Raw genomic sequence first — 15,860 nt, forward strand, 5'->3', positions numbered from 1 at the left:
ACTTATCTTGTCCCATGGTAGAACAGCTTAAACCTCAATATTCTGTGGCTTGGATTGATAAAATGAGTGAGATTCCCCAACAAAAATGGGATGCTCTCGCTCAACCCCTAACTACTCCCTTTCTAGAGTGGGAATGGTTACATAATATCGAAACTTCCGGCAGCGCCACGGGACGGACGGGGTGGCAACCTGCTCATCTAACCGTTTGGCGCGGTACTGAGTTAATTGCCGCCGCTCCTTTGTATATTAAAAGTCATAGTTATGGTGAATTTGTCTTTGACCACCAATGGGCGGATCTTTCCCATCGTTTAGGGATTAGATACTATCCGAAACTGTTAGGAATGACCCCTTTTACTCCGGCGGTAGGTTATCGTTTTTTAATTGCTCCGGGGGAAAATGAACTGGAGATTACTGCTTTAATGATAGCGGCAATTGATCATTTTTGTGATCAAAATAATCTGTCGGGTTGTCATTTTCTTTTTGTGGATCCCCAATGGCGAATTTTAATGGAAAATTTTGGCTTTACTCCCTGGTTACATCATAGTTATATTTGGAATAACAAGGGTTTTCAAAGTTTTGAAGATTATCTGACGGTTTTTAATGCTAATCAACGCCGCAACATTAAACGGGAACGGAAAGCGGTTACTAATGCGGGGTTAATTATTAAAACTCTGGCTGCCGAAGAAATTCCCCATCATTTATTCCCGTTAATTTATCGGTTTTATAGCAGTACCTGTGATAAATTTTACTGGGGAAGTAAATACCTGACACAGAAATTTTTTGAACAATTATATCCGAATTATCGTCAGCGAGTGGTTTTGATTACTGCCTACCAAAATGAAAAGGATACTAAACCGGTGGGTTTATCTTTTTGTATTCGCAAAGATACTAATCTTTATGGTCGTTACTGGGGCAGTTTTCAAGAGTACGACTGTTTACATTTTGAAGCTTGTTACTATCAACCGATCGATTGGGCAATTAGTCAAGCTATTACCATGTTTGACCCTGGAGCGGGAGGACAACATAAAAAAAGACGGGGTTTTCCTGCCACTGCTAATCACAGTTTACACCGTTTTTATCATGGCAAAATGACTCAAATTCTCCGCAATTATATCCAGGAAATTAATCAAATGGAACAGGAAGAAATTGAGGCAATCAATCAAGATTTACCCTTTTCCAAAAGAGAAATTGAGTTGAACGAGTAATTTAGATAGGGTTTGTCCTTGGGTGCAATCAACTATGAATACGAGGTTCCGGGTGCAGAGTAGTGAGAATCTCACTTTCGAGCGCCGCTAGGGTTTCTAAGCGTTGCTCGATCACTGTCCGTTCAAAATAATCCGCTGCTAATAGCCAATAAATACCATAATGACGCGCTTCGGAAGCCATTAAACCGCGATAAAATTGAGCTAATTGAGGATCGGGACAATATTCTGCCAATAAACCTAATCTTTCGTGGGAACGCGCCTCGATTAAAGCTGATATTAACAGAGAATCCAAAAGGCGATCGGGTTCTTGGTGACGAATCTGGGCCTTTAATTTAGCACCATAGGGGGGAGAATTTAAGGGAGCGAGGGGAATTCCCCATTTATCTAACCATTGATTGACCTGTTCAAAATGTTCTAATTCCTCTTGTGCGATCGCCGTTAATTTCCGCACGAGGGAAGCGTAGGAAGGATAACGAAACATGAGATTTAAGGCCACTCCTGCCGCTTTTCGCTCACAATGGGAATGATCGAGCAGAATAATCCCTAAATTATTAATTGCCTGTTCTATCCAATCCTCAGAGGTGGCACTGACTAATAAATTAATCTTTCCCATCGTCGCTGATTCCAATTTGCTTCATCTTTCACCCTAACCCAAAAAGTCGAACAACACCAGTCAAAAACTAAGGACACGGCTTCTGTGATAGCCTAGATGATTGGTGAAGCATAAACACGGCCAATCAATCAGATGGATTTTTTACTGGAAGTCGGTACAGAAGAACTACCCGCAGATTTTGTCGATAGCGCGATCGCACAATGGCGGGAAAGAGTTAGCAAGAGTTTAGAGACGGAATCTCTGGACGCGACTGCTATTCAAGTTTACGCAACCCCGCGCCGTTTGGCCGTGTTAATCACAGGATTACCGACGGAGCAAGAGGCTCGCAGCGAGGAGATCAAAGGACCCCCAGTTAGTGCAGCCTACAAAAATGGCAAAATTACCCCCGCTGGTGAGGGTTTTGCTCGAAAACAGGGAGTTAGCACCGACGCTTTCTCAATTCGCGCCACAGACAAAGGAGAATTTGTCTATATTGAAAAAACGATTCCGGGTCGTCCAACAGCCGAGATTTTAAGCGAATTAATTCCCCAATGGATTACTCGTTTGGAAGGAAGACGTTTTATGCGTTGGGGAGATGGAGATTTAAGATTTCCCCGGCCAATTCGTTGGTTATTAACTTTAGTTGATGGGGAAGTTTTACCCCTAGAATTAATTAATGGCTCTACCACTTTAACCAGCGATCGATTAACTTTTGGTCATCGCATTCTACACCCGCAATCCCTAGCCATTAGTCACCCCCAAGCATATTTAACCAGTTTGCGATCAATTTTTGTGGAAGCAGATCCGCAAGCGCGTCAACAGATAATTACTGATCAGATTACCACCCTGGCCAAACAACTGGAGGGAGTGGCAGAAATTCCCGCCGATTTATTAGCAGAAGTGACTAACTTAGTCGAATATCCCACGGCAATTGTCGGCAAATTTGACGATGAATTTCTGGAATTACCCCCAGAAGTAATTATTACCGTGATGGTGACACATCAGCGTTATTTCCCGGTGAAAACTCCCCAGGGTTTGTCACCCTATTTCATCACTATTTCCAATGGCGATCCCCAGAAATCTGAGATTATCTCCGCGGGAAATGAAAGGGTTATCCGCGCACGGTTAGCCGATGCCAGATTTTTCTATACTGCCGATTGTGATGAACCCTTAGATAGTTTTCTTCCCCAACTGGAAACCGTCACTTTCCAAGAAGAATTGGGAACCATGCGCGATAAAGTCGATCGGATTATGGAAATTGCCCAGATGATCGTCGAACAGTTAAATCTCGATGAACAAAGTCGCAGTGATATAGAGTCCACTGCCATGCTTTGTAAAGCGGATTTAGTTACCCAAATGGTTTACGAATTCCCCGAATTACAGGGAGTAATGGCCGAAAAATATGCTTTAATTAGCGGTGAATCGGCCGTAGTTGCCCGGGGCATTTTTGAACATTATCTGCCTCGCAATGCCGGGGATATACTCCCGGAAACAATAACCGGTCAAGTGGTGGGAATTGCCGATCGCTTAGATACTTTAGTCGGTATTTTTGGACTGGGAATGCTGCCCACTGGTTCCTCAGATCCCTTCGCTCTCCGTCGGGCTGCCAATGCAATAATTAGTATTATCTGGTCAGCCAATTTTAATATCAATCTTTTGGCATTAATTGAGCAAATAGCTAAGGATTTTGTCACCAGTCATCCCGATAAACCCAACCCGGTCAATCTGATTAAAGATTTCTTTTTACAACGTCTGCAAACTCTCTTAATTGATGATTTGAGGATAGATTATGATCTCGTTAATGCAGTTTTAGGGGAAAACGATCCGGAGTATAAGTCTCGCGCTTTAGAAAATTTATTAGATACCCGTGAACGCGCTCGCTTTTTATCACAAATTCGTCAGGATGGTCAGTTAGCCAACATCTATGAAACCGTCAATCGCTCCACCCGTTTAGCACAAAAAGGAGATTTAGATACAACTACCCTAGAAGCCAAGGCAATCATCGATACGGAGTTATTTGAACAATCCTCCGAACCAGCATTTTATGACGCTTTAATTGCCCTAATTCCCGAAACTATCAGCGCAAAAGAGCAAAGAGATTATCAGCGTCTCGTCACTGCTTTAACGGCAATTTCTCCCCTGGTGGCTGACTTTTTTGATGGCGAAAATAGTGTGTTAGTGATGGCAGAAAAAGAATCTGTCCGTCGCAATCGTTTAAATCTGTTGGGTTTACTGCGAAATCACGCCCGAGTCCTAGCAGATTTTGGCGCAATTGTCAAGGGATAATTCAGTTATCAGTTATCAGTTATCAGTTATCAGTTATCAGATTTGAGTTTTCAGTGGACAGTGGTAATCAGTGAGCAGTTGTCAATAGACTACCTTTATTGATTCTCCCCATCACCCCATCACCCCATCACCCCACACCCGTTCGGCTGAGCTCACGGCCGAAGCCTACACCCCACACCCTACACCCTACACCCGTTCGGCTGAGCTCACGGCCGAAGCCCACACCCCACACCCCACACCTCCACTGATTACTGCTCACTGATAACTAAAATGGCCGATTCCGAACTACAGCAACAGGTCCAAAGATTACATCGACTGACGGTATGGGGTCGTTGGTTGTTCGTGTTGGGTTGTTGGTTAGGGATTGGTTCGGCGAGTTTATGGGTTTTGAGGGATGATATAGCCTTAATGCGGCAGTATTTTACTTGGACAGCCCTAAGATACGCTTTAGCTTTCAATTACTGGGCTTCTATCGGTCTAGCCTTTTGTCTTGCCATTACAGGAGCAGTGTTAGTCTGGCAAAGTCGCAACATTATTTTAGGACTTTCCCCCAGAGAAAAACTGCGCTTAGAGCAACGGGTGCAGAAAATTCAGGCCAAAGGGCCGGGTCATCCCCTCTGGCGCTGGATCTTAAAAAGCAGGAAAAAAGACTTACAATGATAAAGCTTTGCTGAAAGCTGACGGCTAGAACCCCCACTAGATATAATTCTTTACTCAAAAACTCTTGACTTTTGAATCAACTTATGACCGTGACTCCCCAAGCTCCTCCGAAAACTCGCCGCGTGGTTTTTCCCTTCACCGCTATTGTCGGCCAGGAAGAAATGAAATTATCCCTAATGCTCAACGTCATCGACCCCAAAATTGGCGGGGTGATGATTATGGGGGATCGAGGTACGGGAAAATCGACCACAATTAGGGCTTTAGCCGACCTTTTACCAGAAATTGACGTAGTTGCTAACGATCCCTTTAATTCTGACCCCAATGATCCCGATTTAATGAGCGATGAGGTGCGGCAAAAGGTGGACGAGGCCATCCCCTTGACCATTGCCAAGAAAAAAGTCACTATGGTAGATTTGCCCCTCGGTGCGACGGAGGATCGGGTCTGTGGCACGATTGACATCGAAAAGGCCCTGTCAGAAGGGGTAAAAGCTTTTGAACCGGGTTTGCTGGCCAAAGCTAACCGCGGCATTCTCTATGTGGATGAAGTCAATTTACTTGACGATCACCTCGTCGATGTGCTATTGGATTCGGCCGCTAGTGGTTGGAATACGGTGGAACGGGAAGGAATTTCCATCCGTCACCCGGCCCGGTTTGTTTTGGTGGGATCAGGCAACCCAGAAGAGGGAGAATTGCGCCCACAACTGCTCGATCGCTTCGGAATGCACGCCGAGATTCACACCGTCAAAGAACCACCTCTACGGGTCAAAATCGTGGAACAGCGTGCGGAATTTGATGGCAATCCCCTCTCGTTTTTAGAGAAATATAACTTAGAACAGGAAGAACTGCAAAGAAAGCTCGTGGAGGCCCAGAATCTTTTGCCTTCCGTGGAGCTTGATTATGATCTGCGGGTGAAAATTTCCGAGGTTTGTTCCGAGTTGGACGTGGATGGATTGCGCGGCGATATCGTTACCAATCGTGCCGCTAAAGCTCTGGCCGCTTTGGAAGGACGGACAACTGTGACGGTAGATGATATCCGTCGGGTAATTGTTCTCTGTTTACGTCACCGTTTGCGGAAAGATCCCCTAGAATCGATCGATTCTGGTTATAAAGTCTTGAAAGCTTTTAATCGCGTCTTTGGATTAGAGGAAAATTCCTAAATCTAATTCACCCTCTCCCCGAAGAGAGGGTTTTTGACTGGATTTAGAGATGAAGGACAAAAAGGGCTAGATGTGGCCAAATAAGCTAGAATTTTATCGATCGCTGTTATTCTCTGGGGGAATGTCCATGTGGGTTGAAAGTATAAAACTCGAAAACATTAAATGCTTCCAGAATCAAGAGATTAAATTTATTAGTAATCCCAATCAACGTCGTCAGGATGCTAAACCTTATCATTGGATCACTTTATTAGGAGAAAATGGAGTAGGAAAAAGCACGATTTTACAGGCTTTAGCTTTGCTGCTCGCGGGACCAGAAGCAGCCAAAGAATTATTACCACGTCCGACCGGTTGGATCTGTAATCCCAAGACACCGGGTAAATTAACCGCAGTGCTTCATCAAGAAGATGGGGATGCGGGAAAATATGGTTGGGATAAAATTCGAAAAACTTTTGCTTATTCCTATTTTGTTACAGGCAAGGAAAGGTTAGAATTAGGAGGCAGTAAGGACAAACAAACCTATACAGAACCAGCATTAATCGAAGAAAATAGCAAAATTTTGGGTTGGTTGCGAGCCAATGCTTTTGCCTCCGATAGTCGTGGTTGGTTTGCCGTCGGTTATGGAGCTTTCCGTCGTTTGACACGAGAGAATCAACGGAATGTTCCTAGTCTTGAACCCCCGCAACGCTCTAGCAACTTTTTCAGCCAATTTAATGAGGATACATCTTTAAGTTCTTTTGAGAGATGGATGGTGTATTTAGATTATCGAATAGCCAAAAATCCTGAAGATAGTAAATCCAAACAAATGAAAAAAATCGGCGAAGAAGCAATTACTAAACTGTTACCCGGTAATGTAGAAATTGCTGAAGTAACTGCCGATGCCTTGATTCAGTTTCTAGTTAACGGTCAAAAAGTTCCAACCATTAGTTTATCCGATGGTTTTAGGAGTATGATTGCTTTAGCCGGAGATTTAATTTGGCGATTATTACAATCCTTCCCCAATCTAGATAACCCCACAGAGGCTTCTGGAGTCGTCTTAATCGATGAGTTAGATATTCATTTACATCCTTCTTGGCAAAGGGAAATTGCTGGATGGTTACAGGAAGTTTTTCCCAAGCTTCAATTCTTTGTCGCTACTCATAGTCCTTTAATCGCTGCCGGTGCAGGGCCAAATTCTTTAACCCTACGAATCGATCTGGTAGAGGGTGAATCAGAGATTGTAGAAATTCCTTATAAAGAATTAGCGGCTAATGTTGATCGTACTTTAACAAGTTCTGCTTTTGGTTTGAAATCAACCTTTCCCACTGAGACAGAAAATAAAATTAAGCGTTACCACCAACTAAATCGTAAAAATAAAAATCTGGCAGCAGAAGAAAAGGAAGAATATGAACAACTGTCATTATTTGTTGGAGAAGTTAAACCCTTTGGCGAAATTAGTCAACCTAATAGTTTAGAATCCCGAATTGATGCCTTACTAGAGGAGCGTTTATCTTGATTCCTGTCACCAGAATATCAGAGCCGCCCGTATTAGCTAAAAATGCCGCTCGTTGGCTAGAGGCTTTAGAATCAATAAAATCAAACAACAAGGCAACTAAAGCTCAAATTAACCAAGCACAAAATAAATACCGTCATCCGCAAGTTAAAGACGCATTAGTTAAAATGTTTAATGGGAAATGCGCTTACTGTGAAAGTAAGATTATAGTGGTAACTTACGGAGCGATCGAACATTTTTATCCAAAAAGCCAGTATCCTGATCTGACTTTTACTTGGGAGAATTTACTGCTTTCTTGTGATAAATGTAATGATGCCAATCACAAAGGCACAAATTTTCCTCTCGATGATATCACAGGAAATCCTCTGTTAATAGACCCCACGGATGGAGTAACCGATCCGAATACACATCTTGAATTTGTTTGGGATGAAATGGCAAAATTGGCCAGTGTTTATGGTCGGGATCGACGTGGTCAAATTGTTGAAGATTTGTTCGATCTCAATGGTATGCGTGGACGAAAAGAATTAATTAACTATCGTAGTCAATATATTAAAAGGTTGTTAGCATTATTACGTTTCGCAAAACAAGGAGACTCGGAGGCTTTATCTTTACTGCAAGAAGCTTGTCAATCGGGAGCGGAATATTATGCTTTTGCTAGTATTTATATACTGCCTCATTTGCCTCCCTAAAATTAAGGGTAATTATTATCTACGGTCTGAAAAACAAAATTTATCGCTTATTATTCTCACCTTACTTGATATTTATGTCTCGTCCTGTTGTTTATTTTGCCGTTACTAATCATGGTTTTGGCCATGCTGTCCGCAGTGCTTCGGTAGTAGCTAATATTATTGAACTTAATCCCGAAATTTTGCCGATATTAGTCACCACTGCTCCGCGCTGGTTATTAGATTCCTATATATCCGGAGAATATATTCAAAGACATCGGGGGTTTGATGTGGGGGTAATCCAATCGGATAGTTTAACGATGGATAAATTAGCTACTAAAGAAAAATTAGAACAAATAATTGCTCAATCAAGGTCAATTATTGCCAGTGAAGTTAATTTTATTAAAACTAATCGTGTGGGTTTAGTTGTGGCCGATTTACCGCCCTTAGCGGCACTAATTGCCAAAAGCGCTGGGCTTCCTTGTTGGATGATCGGTAACTTTGGCTGGGATTTTATCTATCGTGATTGGGGTGAAGAATTTGCCAGTATTAGTGATTGGATTAGTGGTTGTTATAATCAATGTGATCGCTTGTTTAAACTGCCTTTAGCAGAAGCAATGACAGCATTTCCTCACATTACAGAAGCAAATTTAACCGGGGGGACACCCCGCTACAGTGAAGAACAATTGCGACAGGAATTTAAGCTAAATTCACCTAAAGAAAAAACTATTTTATTGAGTTTTGGTGGGTTAGGATTAGAAGCAATTCCTTATGATAATCTCGCCAGTTTTCCCGATTGGCAATTTATCACTTTTGAAAAAAACGCGCCCGAATTGCCCAATTTAATCCGCCTACAGGATAAACCAGATCGGAGCTATCGTCCTGTGGATTTTATGCCCCTGTGCGATCGAATTATTTCCAAACCAGGATATAGTACCTTTGCCGAGGCTTTAAAATTAGAGGTTCCGATTGTTTCCCTGATGCGAGAAGGTTTCGCCGAATCAGCGATTTTATTGGCTGGGATCCAAGATTATAGTTATCATCAAATTATTAGCAGTGAAGAATTTTTTCAAGGTAATTGGGACTTTTTACGGCAAGCTCCCCAACCGCCCAGATTAAAGGTTAAACTGGCTAAAGATGGTGCAGAATCGATAGCGAGAGCTATCGTAGAATACTTTGAGAGGCAACAATAATGATTAACTTAGCCAATTTAACCTCGGATGATTAGCGGTGAATTTAGTTATCGGTCAGCCGTCCCTAGTTTATTTAACAAAGTCCTAGAAATCAGCCAAATTACCGCCCTATTTTTTGACACCTACATTCAGGATAATCAGGGCAGTATCAGCCTCGAAATCGTCGAAAACACCGATAAACATCCTGGGAAAGTTGATGGCTAACCTGAACCTAGAACTAGGGAGACAGAAACAAGATCGGGCAGCAAGCCGATACTTGTTACAATAGTTTACAAATCACCCTGCCCCGTCACCGAACTATGTCCGAACAGATGATCTCCCCAGAGACGCAAAACCCAGAAGCGATTACCGTTGAAGTGCAGCCGGTCCATATTCCCGAAGAGCATCGGGAAGATATCGGCCCCATGGATGACAACGTAGCCGAGAGTTGGCGCTACAATCCCCAAGTTATTAACGACTATTACCGTGGGCGACCTCTAGACGTTGTGGGGAGATTAATCGAAATTGCCCTGCCGGTTTTATCTTTTGTCATCGGTATCTGGTGGGATAAACTGCGGGGAAAATCGCCAAAAAATGAAATTAGACGGGCCGTACAATTGCGGGAAATGTTGACCAAATTGGGACCGACCTATATTAAGATCGGTCAAGCTCTCTCTACCCGGCCTGATTTAGTACCGCCTTTATATTTAGAAGAATTAACCACTCTACAGGATCAAATACCCTCTTTTCCTAACGAAATTGCCTATCGTTTTATCGAGGAAGAATTAGGTTATTCTCCCGAGGAAATTTACGCAGAATTATCCCCCAATCCTATAGCGGCCGCTTCCCTAGGACAAGTTTACAAAGGTAAATTAAAAACCGGAGAGAAAGTCGCCGTTAAAGTACAGCGTCCCGATTTGATTCGCTGTATAACTTTAGATGTGTATATCATGCGTAGTTTGGCGACTTGGGTGAAAGGTAATATTAAAAGACTTCGCTCCGATTTAGTGGCAATTACCGACGAATTAGCCGCTCGTATTTTTGAAGAAATTAATTATCTTCACGAGGGACAAAACGCCGAAAAATTCGCTCAACTTTATGGTCACATTGCCGAAATTTACATCCCCAAAATCTACTGGAAATATACTGGGCGACGGGTTTTAACCATGGAGTGGGTGGACGGCACAAAATTAACTAATATCAAAGAAATTCAAGCTCAGGGTATTGATGCCACCCACTTAGTTAATGTGGGGGTGCAGTGTTCTTTGCGTCAATTACTTGAACACGGATTTTTCCATGCAGATCCCCATCCGGGTAATTTATTAGCGACTCCCGACGGTAAATTAGCTTATCTTGATTTCGGCATGATGAGCAATATTGAACCCTATCAACGCTACGGTTTAATCGAAGCGGTGGTGCATTTAGTCAACCGGGATTTTGAGTCTTTGGCCAAGGATTACGTTAAGTTAGACTTCCTGTCACCAACTACCAATTTAGAGCCAATTGTTCCCGCTTTTTCGGAAGTTTTCGGTAATGCTTTAGGGGCGAGTGTGGCAGAATTAAACTTTAAAAGTATCACCGATAAAATGTCGGCAATGATGTATGAGTTTCCCTTTCGAGTTCCTGCCTATTATGCCCTGATTATTCGCTCGATGGTGACTTTAGAGGGAATAGCAATTGGCATCGATCCTAATTTTAAGGTACTGAGTAAAGCCTATCCTTATATTGCTAAACGTCTGCTCACCGATCCTTCCACGGAGTTGCGAGATTCCCTGCGAGATTTATTGTTTAAAGACGGTACTTTTCGCTGGAATCGTTTAGAAAATCTCCTGCGAAATGCTAAAGATTCTAATGATTTTAACTTCGAGAAAGTGACCGATCAAGCGTTAGATTTTCTCCTTTCAGACAGGGGTATATTTATCCGCGAAAAATTAGTTAATGAGTTAGTCAATGCGCTCGATAACTTCGGCCGTCGCACTTGGTTTAATCTCACAGTTAATTTCCGGCAACAGGTGGGTTTAGCGGTACAAGAAACTCCCCCAGAATTGTTAGGTGATGCCAAGAGTTTTGAGCATCTTCGCAACATCTTTAGTATTTTACAGGAAACAAAAGGATTCGATGCCATGGCTATGGTCCCAGTGATGACTAAACTAATCGCTAAACCGGAAACCCAACAGATGGGACAAAAAATTGCTGAAGGTTTGCTACAAAAATCCCTAGCGCGTTTGATTCGTTACCTAGTTCTCGAATTCGATACACCAAATCATCAGCAAAATGGAGAATTACCGAAAGCTTTACCCGCTGCTGATTAACCTCTGTTCGGTCAATAAATGCCGTGAAATAAATTTCACGGCTACGAGAAGAACGCTAAACTTTTTTAAAAGTTTTTTTATCCTAGCCGGTTAACGGGGTTTAAAGGTAACTTGTAAACCGTCCCGGGGGTGAGGAGTGGGGATAGAGGTGAGGGTGAGATCTTGATTGGGGAGTAATTGCCAATCGTATTTTTGTACTAAACGGACGGCTAAAATTTTCATCTCTAAACGAGCGAATTCCTTGCCGATACATTCGCGCAATCCCGCACCAAAGGGGATATATCCGTAGGGTTTTTCCTCGGCTAAAAAGCGATCGGGATCGAAGGTTTCAGGACGAGAATAAATATTATTATCTTTATGGGTATTGGTGATTTGATACTGCACTGTCCATCCTTTCGGCAAATGATAACCGTTAAATTGACAGTCTTCTATTACCCGACGGAATCCTCCTCCCACGGGGGGAGTAAAACGTAAAACTTCTTTTAAAACGCGATCTAAATAGGTCATCTGTTTAAGGGTATCGACGCTTAAAGGAGTGGATAGATCAAAATTAGTTATTTCCTCCAAGACAAGCTGAAAAATATCGGGATGCAGTGCCATTTGTAGGCAGAAAGTGGCGATAGCAGAGGTTAAAGTTTCATGACCAGCAAAGAGTAATAATAGCACTTGATCCTTTAATTCCGCTAGGGATAAACTTTGACCGTTTTCGTCTTTAGCTTGTAAAAGGATAGCCAGAGCATCCTGGCCTAAGTCATCATTTTTTTTTCTTTCTAAAATGATAGTTTCTATGGCTTCCAGTAATTCTTCTCGACAGCGTAATGCTTTGCCGAAAGCTGTCCAGGGAAGGGGAATGGGAAGGGTAAATAGTCCCGCACACCAAGTATCAAAAGCTTCTCCTAATTTGGTAGCAGAACCATGATCAAGACCGACAAATAATTTACAGGCGATATCGAGGGTATAGTTTCTTAATTCAGGATACCATGACAGGGTTTTTGCGGTTTGCCAACGCTCTAAATAGCGAGCGGTAATTGTTTCTACCGTAGGGATATAACTTGCTAGGGACCGGGGTTGAAAAGCTTGATAGATTAAGCGACGACGGGAAGCGTGGACATCTCCTGTATGCACCGCTAAAGATGCGCTGCCGAGGAGAGTTTTGGTACTTTTAGGCCAAGTTGCTGCAAAGTATTTATTCTCGTTGCTGAGGAGAAACCGGTTAGCTTCGGCACCGGATAAAATAATCGTGGGACTGCCAAAAATATGAGTACGGAAAAGTTGACCATATTTATTATGACGTTTACTGGCAAAATCCCCATCGGTCAAAAAAGCGATTGTTTCTCCTAATAGGGGTAATCCGAAACTGCCGGGGGGTAGGGGTAAATCTTTGCTTGTAGTCATCGCTGCCTCTAGGGTAAAACTAATCATTTGCCGTCGATTAACCCTGTTTATTTTAACCTAAAGCACCGGAGAATTCATCCCCTCATCTAGCCCAGCAATCAGCGATCGCACTTGACCAAGGCAAGTATCTAGGCAAAATTAATTACAGATCTCACCAGTCAGTTAACAATAAGAATTGCCGCCAATTGACATTTTTTAAGATCACCGCCCTAATTAGCCGTTGCTAATAATAATTCGCGGCAAACGATGCTTAAACCCGCAGAGAATTTCCCAGGATATTGTACCTAAATCCCGCGCCCAATCGTCGGCGGTAATGCACTGTGGTCCGTCTTTACCGATAAGTGTGACGATTTCCCCTGTTTTTACCTCTGGAATCTCGCTCACGTCAATCATTAACTGATCCATGGTTATCGCGCCGATTTGGGGTACTAAACGTCCTCTCAGGGATACTTTTAAACGATTGGAGAGATTGCGGGGAATTCCATCGGCGTAACCGATACCGACCACAGCAATACGAGTATCTTTTGCCGCTATGTACTGATGACCATAACTCACTCCCGAGCCGGCGGCAATGGTTTTGACTTGGGCAATGCGCGCTTTTACTTGCAGCACCGGTTGCAAAGGGACTTTATCGGTGAGATGATCGGCGGGATAAAGACCGTAGAGAGCTAATCCGACTCTAACTCGATCGTAGTGCAGAGATCGATCGCTTAGGGTAGCGGCAGAGTTGGCTAAATGCAGACAGGGGGGATGATAACCTTTTGATCTTAACTCGGCGATCGCTTGTTGGAATCTTTGCCGTTGTAACTGCATGATCTCGGGATTGGGATCGTCAGCCGTGGCAAAATGCGAGTATATACTGGCAATTTTCAGGTTAGGAGCCTCTAAAACCTGTTCGACGAATTTTGTGCCGTTTTGCCATTGTGTACCTAAGCGAGACATCCCCGTATCTAGTTTGATATGAACCGGCAGCCGCTGTTCTAAGCGTCTCATCACGGTGGCAAAAATTTGTACCTGTTCGATTTGCACCAGGGTGGGTTGCAATTGCCAATGGGCTAAGGCTGCCACTTCTTCCAGGGTATTGACTGCCCCTAAAATCATAATTGGGGCAACGATTCCCGCTTCCCGTAGTTCGATACCTTCCCCGATAGTCGCGATGGCTAAAGACTGCGCTCCGGCTTCTAAAACGCTGTTAGCCACCTTAACTGCCCCATGTCCGTAAGCATCGGCTTTAATTACCGCCATTAATTCCGTTTTTGGGGCTAATAAGGCCTTGACTTTTCGCACGTTTTGTTGTAAGGCAGAGCGATCGATCTCTACCCAAGCACGATAGCGAATTACTTCCGACAATTGATAATCATGACGGTTTTTGGGCGGATTGATAATTTTTGGTTCGATGCTAAACACCACTCGCTCACTCCTTTGCACACATTACCCAATTTATACCAAAAGAAAACCGAGAGGGCTAGGAAAAAAGCCGGAAACTCCTCTGGATTTCCTCCTTTTTCCAGGCGGAATCTAGGCTTTAAGATGAATGGGATGTTAGGAAGTTCCCGAAAAAATTGGCAGTTAGGGTTTTTCCGTAGAGAATGAACAGTAACGGGTAATCAGTGACAAGAAAGTAGCGAAGTTTTCACCTAACACTATCTCAGTGGTTGGACAGAAGTGAAGTTAACTATAGGGTAAGGAATGCCAAAAAGCCTAGACTAAGATAAAATTATTATATCCAACCAGATGCAGTACAGGAGTTTAGCCAATGTCTAACGAAACTGTTACTTATTCCCTAGAAGCTGTCCTCACAAGAATTGAGGGGAAGATCGATAAGATTGATGAGCGCTTGACAAAAGTAGAAATAGGATTAACCGATCTCAAAGGAGATATTAAAGTGTTAGACGAGAAAATCGAAGGCATCGACAATCGGCTAATATCGGTAGAGGGAACCCAAAAAAATCAGGTCTGGACATTGATTATCCTTTTGGGAAGCGCCATTATTACGGCTGCTTGGAAAGTATTTTTTTCCAGTAATATCTGAGTTCTCTAATTCTCAACAAGACTACAGTTAACCGCTCCTGAAAGAAAATTTTCTTAAAGCATAGACTAAGATAAAATTATATCCAACCAGATGCAGTATAGGAGTTTAGCCAATGTCTAACGAAACTGTTACTTATTCCCTAGAAGCTGTCCTCACAAGGATTGAGGGAAAGATCGACTCGCTTGAGAAGCGGGTTAACGAAAGATTTGACAAGGTAGAAGATCGGTTAACCAAACTAGAAATAGGAGTAACTGATCTCAAAGGGGATATTAAAGTGTTAGACGAGAAAATCGAAGGCATCGACAATCGGCTAATATCGGTAGAGGGAACCCAAAAAAATCAGGTCTGGACATTAATCATCCTTTTGGGGAGTGCCATTATTACGGCCGCTTGGAAAGTCTTTTTTTCCAATAATATCTGAGTTCTCTAATTCTCAACAAGACTACAGTTAATCGCTCCTGAAAGAAAATTTTCTTAAAGCCTAGACTAAGATAAAATTATATCCAACCAGATGCAGTATAGGAGTTGACCCAATGTCTAACGAAACTGTTACTTATTCCCTTGATGTCATCCTTAAAGAAATTAAAGACAGTATCAAGGAAGTTAGCCAGAAATTCGATAAGATTGATGAACGGTTTGATCGATTAGATAATCGCTTAACAAAACTTGAGATAGGACAAGCTGATATCAAAGGGGATATTAAAGTTTTAGACGGGAAAATCGAAGGCATCGACAATCGGCTAAAATCAGTGGAAGGAACCCAAAAAAATCAGGTCTGGACATTAATCATCCTTTTGGGGAGTGCCATTATTACGGCCGCTTGGAAAGTCTTTTTTTCCAATAATATCTGAGTTATACAATCCTCAACAAGACTACAGTTAACCCAACACAGTTG

15 protein-coding genes are annotated in these 15,860 nt (G+C 42.7%); 12 read left to right on the plus strand and 3 right to left on the minus strand.

Going from position 1 to position 15,860, the window contains the following annotated elements; all coding sequences use genetic code 11:
- Positions 1-14 precede the first annotated feature (14 nt).
- Positions 15-1,205: a GNAT family N-acetyltransferase gene (locus tag ACOCD9_RS00160; RefSeq protein ID WP_288138702.1), complete on the plus strand. Its 1,191-nt coding sequence runs from the start codon at positions 15-17 to the stop codon at positions 1,203-1,205.
- A gap of 28 nt (positions 1,206-1,233) precedes the next feature.
- Here ACOCD9_RS00160 and ACOCD9_RS00165 read toward each other — a convergent pair whose 3' ends face one another.
- Positions 1,234-1,818: a tRNA-(ms[2]io[6]A)-hydroxylase gene (locus tag ACOCD9_RS00165; RefSeq protein ID WP_287699703.1), complete on the minus strand. Its 585-nt coding sequence runs from the start codon at positions 1,816-1,818 to the stop codon at positions 1,234-1,236.
- 132 nt (positions 1,819-1,950) lie between these two features.
- Here ACOCD9_RS00165 and glyS point away from each other — a divergent pair, with 132 nt between their 5' ends.
- The 8 genes from glyS (at position 1,951) to ACOCD9_RS00205 (ending at position 11,538) form a co-directional block, all read left to right on the plus strand.
- Positions 1,951-4,083, plus strand: coding sequence for a glycine--tRNA ligase subunit beta (glyS, locus tag ACOCD9_RS00170; RefSeq protein ID WP_287699704.1), 2,133 nt, complete (start codon positions 1,951-1,953; stop codon positions 4,081-4,083).
- A gap of 270 nt (positions 4,084-4,353) precedes the next feature.
- Positions 4,354-4,743, plus strand: coding sequence for a hypothetical protein (locus ACOCD9_RS00175; RefSeq protein WP_287699705.1), 390 nt, complete (start codon positions 4,354-4,356; stop codon positions 4,741-4,743).
- An 83-nt stretch (positions 4,744-4,826) separates the two neighbouring features.
- The gene (bchI, locus tag ACOCD9_RS00180; protein ID WP_002760148.1) at positions 4,827-5,900 is read left to right on the plus strand and encodes a magnesium chelatase ATPase subunit I; all 1,074 of its coding nucleotides are present in this window, start codon (positions 4,827-4,829) and stop codon (positions 5,898-5,900) included.
- 70 nt (positions 5,901-5,970) lie between these two features.
- Positions 5,971-7,392 (plus strand): AAA family ATPase, encoded by a 1,422-nt coding sequence (locus ACOCD9_RS00185; protein WP_419546114.1) that lies wholly within the window; start codon positions 5,971-5,973, stop codon positions 7,390-7,392.
- Entirely contained in the window at positions 7,389-8,078 is a 690-nt protein-coding gene (locus tag ACOCD9_RS00190; protein ID WP_419546115.1) for a retron system putative HNH endonuclease, read from the plus strand. Before ACOCD9_RS00185 ends, ACOCD9_RS00190 begins: the two co-directional genes overlap by 4 nt.
- A 74-nt stretch (positions 8,079-8,152) precedes the next feature.
- Positions 8,153-9,247 (plus strand): glycosyl transferase, encoded by a 1,095-nt coding sequence (locus tag ACOCD9_RS00195; RefSeq protein ID WP_287699707.1) that lies wholly within the window; start codon positions 8,153-8,155, stop codon positions 9,245-9,247.
- Positions 9,248-9,274: 27 nt separating this feature from the next.
- A complete protein-coding gene (locus tag ACOCD9_RS00200) occupies positions 9,275-9,451 on the plus strand; it encodes a hypothetical protein (RefSeq protein WP_287699708.1) in 177 nt (58 codons plus the stop codon).
- 95 nt (positions 9,452-9,546) lie between these two features.
- Positions 9,547-11,538 carry an ABC1 kinase family protein gene (locus ACOCD9_RS00205; RefSeq protein WP_287699709.1) on the plus strand — a complete coding sequence of 664 codons (1,992 nt, stop codon included), beginning with the start codon at positions 9,547-9,549 and terminating at the stop codon, positions 11,536-11,538.
- A gap of 90 nt (positions 11,539-11,628) precedes the next feature.
- Here the strand turns inward: ACOCD9_RS00205 and ACOCD9_RS00210 are convergent, their stop codons facing one another.
- Positions 11,629-12,933, minus strand: coding sequence for a cytochrome P450 (locus ACOCD9_RS00210; protein WP_287699710.1), 1,305 nt, complete (start codon positions 12,931-12,933; stop codon positions 11,629-11,631).
- A 213-nt stretch (positions 12,934-13,146) separates the two neighbouring features.
- Positions 13,147-14,343, minus strand: coding sequence for an alanine racemase (gene alr, locus ACOCD9_RS00215; protein WP_287699713.1), 1,197 nt, complete (start codon positions 14,341-14,343; stop codon positions 13,147-13,149).
- 346 nt (positions 14,344-14,689) lie between these two features.
- Here alr and ACOCD9_RS00220 point away from each other — a divergent pair, with 346 nt between their 5' ends.
- The 3 genes from ACOCD9_RS00220 (at position 14,690) to ACOCD9_RS00230 (ending at position 15,816) form a co-directional block, all read left to right on the plus strand.
- Complete coding sequence (locus ACOCD9_RS00220; RefSeq protein WP_084990060.1) at positions 14,690-14,965, plus strand: polyhydroxyalkanoate biosynthesis repressor PhaR; 276 nt, start codon at positions 14,690-14,692, stop codon at positions 14,963-14,965.
- Positions 14,966-15,077: 112 nt separating this feature from the next.
- Positions 15,078-15,386 (plus strand): polyhydroxyalkanoate biosynthesis repressor PhaR, encoded by a 309-nt coding sequence (locus ACOCD9_RS00225; RefSeq protein ID WP_419546116.1) that lies wholly within the window; start codon positions 15,078-15,080, stop codon positions 15,384-15,386.
- Between the two features lie 112 nt (positions 15,387-15,498).
- Positions 15,499-15,816, plus strand: a complete 318-nt coding sequence (locus tag ACOCD9_RS00230; protein WP_287703688.1) for a polyhydroxyalkanoate biosynthesis repressor PhaR — start codon at positions 15,499-15,501, stop codon at positions 15,814-15,816.
- Positions 15,817-15,860: the final 44 nt, after the last annotated feature.

Source organism: Microcystis sp. (genome assembly GCF_048564745.1).
Taxonomy (GTDB): Bacteria; Cyanobacteriota; Cyanobacteriia; order Cyanobacteriales; family Microcystaceae; genus Microcystis; species Microcystis ichthyoblabe_A.

What these genes read in the sequence shown, in the direction of transcription:
- ACOCD9_RS00220 (WP_084990060.1), top strand. Translation starts at nt 14,690, where the DNA reads ATGTCTAACGAAACTGTTACTTATTCCCTAGAAGCTGTCCTCACAAGA.
- ACOCD9_RS00210 (WP_287699710.1), bottom strand. Translation starts at nt 12,933, where the DNA reads ATGACTACAAGCAAAGATTTACCCCTACCCCCCGGCAGTTTCGGATTA.
- ACOCD9_RS00230 (WP_287703688.1), top strand. Translation starts at nt 15,499, where the DNA reads ATGTCTAACGAAACTGTTACTTATTCCCTTGATGTCATCCTTAAAGAA.
- ACOCD9_RS00225 (WP_419546116.1), top strand. Translation starts at nt 15,078, where the DNA reads ATGTCTAACGAAACTGTTACTTATTCCCTAGAAGCTGTCCTCACAAGG.
- ACOCD9_RS00195 (WP_287699707.1), top strand. Translation starts at nt 8,153, where the DNA reads ATGTCTCGTCCTGTTGTTTATTTTGCCGTTACTAATCATGGTTTTGGC.
- ACOCD9_RS00185 (WP_419546114.1), top strand. Translation starts at nt 5,971, where the DNA reads ATGTGGCCAAATAAGCTAGAATTTTATCGATCGCTGTTATTCTCTGGG.
- bchI (WP_002760148.1), top strand. Translation starts at nt 4,827, where the DNA reads ATGACCGTGACTCCCCAAGCTCCTCCGAAAACTCGCCGCGTGGTTTTT.
- ACOCD9_RS00160 (WP_288138702.1), top strand. Translation starts at nt 15, where the DNA reads ATGGTAGAACAGCTTAAACCTCAATATTCTGTGGCTTGGATTGATAAA.
- ACOCD9_RS00175 (WP_287699705.1), top strand. Translation starts at nt 4,354, where the DNA reads ATGGCCGATTCCGAACTACAGCAACAGGTCCAAAGATTACATCGACTG.
- glyS (WP_287699704.1), top strand. Translation starts at nt 1,951, where the DNA reads ATGGATTTTTTACTGGAAGTCGGTACAGAAGAACTACCCGCAGATTTT.
- ACOCD9_RS00165 (WP_287699703.1), bottom strand. Translation starts at nt 1,818, where the DNA reads ATGGGAAAGATTAATTTATTAGTCAGTGCCACCTCTGAGGATTGGATA.
- ACOCD9_RS00205 (WP_287699709.1), top strand. Translation starts at nt 9,547, where the DNA reads ATGTCCGAACAGATGATCTCCCCAGAGACGCAAAACCCAGAAGCGATT.
- ACOCD9_RS00200 (WP_287699708.1), top strand. Translation starts at nt 9,275, where the DNA reads ATGATTAGCGGTGAATTTAGTTATCGGTCAGCCGTCCCTAGTTTATTT.